The 2,595-nt window shown below is 30.1% G+C and carries 2 protein-coding genes and 1 pseudogene; all 3 read right to left on the bottom strand.

Annotated features, from left to right (window positions below):
• Positions 1-3: 3 nt before the first annotated feature.
• Entirely contained in the window at positions 4-180 is a 177-nt protein-coding gene (locus L950_RS29060; RefSeq protein ID WP_021187817.1) for a lipoprotein, read from the bottom strand.
• 351 nt (positions 181-531) lie between these two features.
• Positions 532-1,053 carry a DUF4269 domain-containing protein gene (locus tag L950_RS24880; RefSeq protein ID WP_021187816.1) on the bottom strand — a complete coding sequence of 174 codons (522 nt, stop codon included), beginning with the start codon at positions 1,051-1,053 and terminating at the stop codon, positions 532-534.
• A 107-nt stretch (positions 1,054-1,160) separates the two neighbouring features.
• Positions 1,161-2,170, bottom strand: a pseudogene (locus tag L950_RS34655) (serine hydrolase domain-containing protein).
• Positions 2,171-2,595: the final 425 nt, after the last annotated feature.

Genomic DNA, 2,595 nt, shown 5'->3' with positions numbered 1-2,595 from the left:
CGACTAAGTTAGCAACTCCATTTTATCCAAACTTGAATTTAAGTTAATCTCGTTGATTTTAATAGTATCTTTTTTTTCAGTTGCAATTTTTTCAATTTTATTATCTATTTTTTTTGTTTCATGCCCATTACAAGAAGTCAAAAAATGAGCAATTGTAAAAAGTAATAAAAGTTTTTTCATATTATTGTTAGTTCGTCGCTTATATAATTACAGTCAATAGATAAAATGACTGTTGCTGATTCTTTAGTGTTTGTTTAAATTTTTATAGTTTCATTTATACACATATAATTTATGTTATTTTTAATTATAAATCTACATCAAAAGTTCAAAATCGAATAAACTATTTACAATTCGCTGTGGTATATTTACAATTCATCAAAAAGGCAATCGAATAGCACATAACTCATAAAGCCATTCGCTCAGGAATGGCTTTGTAAAAGTTTATTAACCTGCTTTAAGGCTTCTCGTAATTTTCTGCCAAACTCATCTTTGTTTGTGAGTTTTTATAACGGTATGCTAAGTTGATCAGCACTATTGACCGGTGTAGTTTAATAATTCAACATATGGATTTCCACCTATATTCAGTAGTTTGCAAAATGCCGGTTCTGTTTTTATTCCCTGTTTTTTTAATTTTATTATTTCCATTTTAAAACTGTCATTTCTAGCCTGCAGGATTTCGTACTCTTTAATCATATGTAAATATCCATTTTGTTTTTCTGTGTCTATATCTGTCGCATATATTTCTATTAGCGTATCTTCTAGCATAAAATTAGAGGTTAGGGCTCCATTGCTGAAGGTACTTAATCGAAATTGAGCAAATTGAGCAAAACTCTTGAGTAATAATTGCGTTAACTTCTTCAAATTATGAGCTTGTAATATTATATCTACATCACTCTCTTCTATATCGATATTTATTGGAATTGTTCCAACTAAAATTGGTTTGTATTCGTTGAGAATTTCGAAAAGATGATATTCGGTTATTATTTTATGTATTTTCCTTTGTTTGGTATTTCCAAGTTTAAGGTAATCTATATTTCTGAAGTCAATTTTCATTTGATTATAAAGCTATTAAAGTTAAAAGCTTGCAGGGACTGTATTTAGTTTAGCAGTATTTTTCATAAAAAACTCCCGTATCTTTGATAGCCTTATCCATCTCGACCTTACTGTGTTATTTTTTCAAATATTTCATTTAATGCATCTTCCATAACCTTGGCTGTGTTCATACCGCTTTGATTGGTAATAATAAATGCACTTAAATCGTATTTTGGAATAATGTAGATATAACATTGGGAGCGAGGCACGCCACCGTGATGCACATAGTATGTACCTAATTTTTTATCATCAGTGGCAATATTCCAAAAATATCCAATGCTGAACTCAGGATCAACCTTGAAAATTGATTCATGTGATTTGGCAACGATCTTATTATTTTTTAATTGAAATTTCATATACTTAACCATATCAGGTATTTTCGATTTCATATTACCGGATGCTCCCCAAGGTAATTGTGGCATTGCTGAGGTGATCATGCTATTATCACTGTGGTACCCAACTGCAAGTTTTTTTGCTTCCTGATCCGAAAGACTGATTCTTGTGTTATGCATTGCAATTTTTTGGACAGGTAATCCGTCAATAGTTCTTCATATTTTGTTTTATATACTTTTTCTAAAATAAAAGCCACAAGTTCGCTACCTGCGCTAGAGTATGAATATCTGTAACCTGGAACAGTATCAATCTTAACTTTATGGAGATCTCTTAAAAAATCTTTCTGGCCATAGTTTTTATAAAGTTCATTGATTTTAGCTGGTGTGTCGTGATTTGTGAAATCCTGAAGTATTGAATTTGCTTGGAAAGGAAGCATGTTTGGAAACCCACTTGTGTGTGACAGCAGATGTTTTACAAGAATAGTTTGACTTCCATATTTTAAGTTTGGATAGTCTTCCGGTAAATATTTTTGGATTTCATCTTCAATATTCAATTTATTTTCACATACAGCCTTCGCGGCAAGTGTTCCTGCAAAAGTTTTACTTAGAGAACCAATTTCATAAATTGTTTCATTAGTAGGGCAATTATTTTTTCCTTTCTCTAATTCTCCATAATGACCGATATATTCTTTACCTTGATAAACGATAGCGATTGATGTAGAATGAATTAAAGGTTTTTTCAGCATTTGGTTTGACGCACTATCAATTAAAATATTAATATTGATTTTTTTACTTCTGAGGGCTGAGCCAAGCAAAAAATAGATGATAGCAAGAAAGTAAAAAGAGCTATATTTTTCATCGTTTATAATTGATTATAGTTTTCTAAAATTGATTTGAATATCCAATATTTGTCAAAGTTAATAATCTAAATCACTTTTACCAGTTAGTAATATATCACGATATTCATTGAAATTTGTCGCAAAATCGCACACATATAATCTTTGCTAATTTAGAAGTTCATTATTTATTGCCAAAAATCATTTATTTGATGCAAATAAGTATTATACTTTTCACTTTATGAATTAGACATCACCTTAATTTTTGGGGATCAAAAAGTCCTCATAATTTAATCTACCCATTTCCTTTATTAACGTATCCGTCCTACGAACTA

The sequence above is a fragment of the Sphingobacterium sp. IITKGP-BTPF85 genome, from assembly GCF_001006065.1.
GTDB lineage: Bacteria > Bacteroidota > Bacteroidia > Sphingobacteriales > Sphingobacteriaceae > Sphingobacterium > Sphingobacterium anhuiense.
Note: the sequence above shows the minus strand (reverse complement) of the source record. Positions and strands in the feature narration are given on the sequence as shown.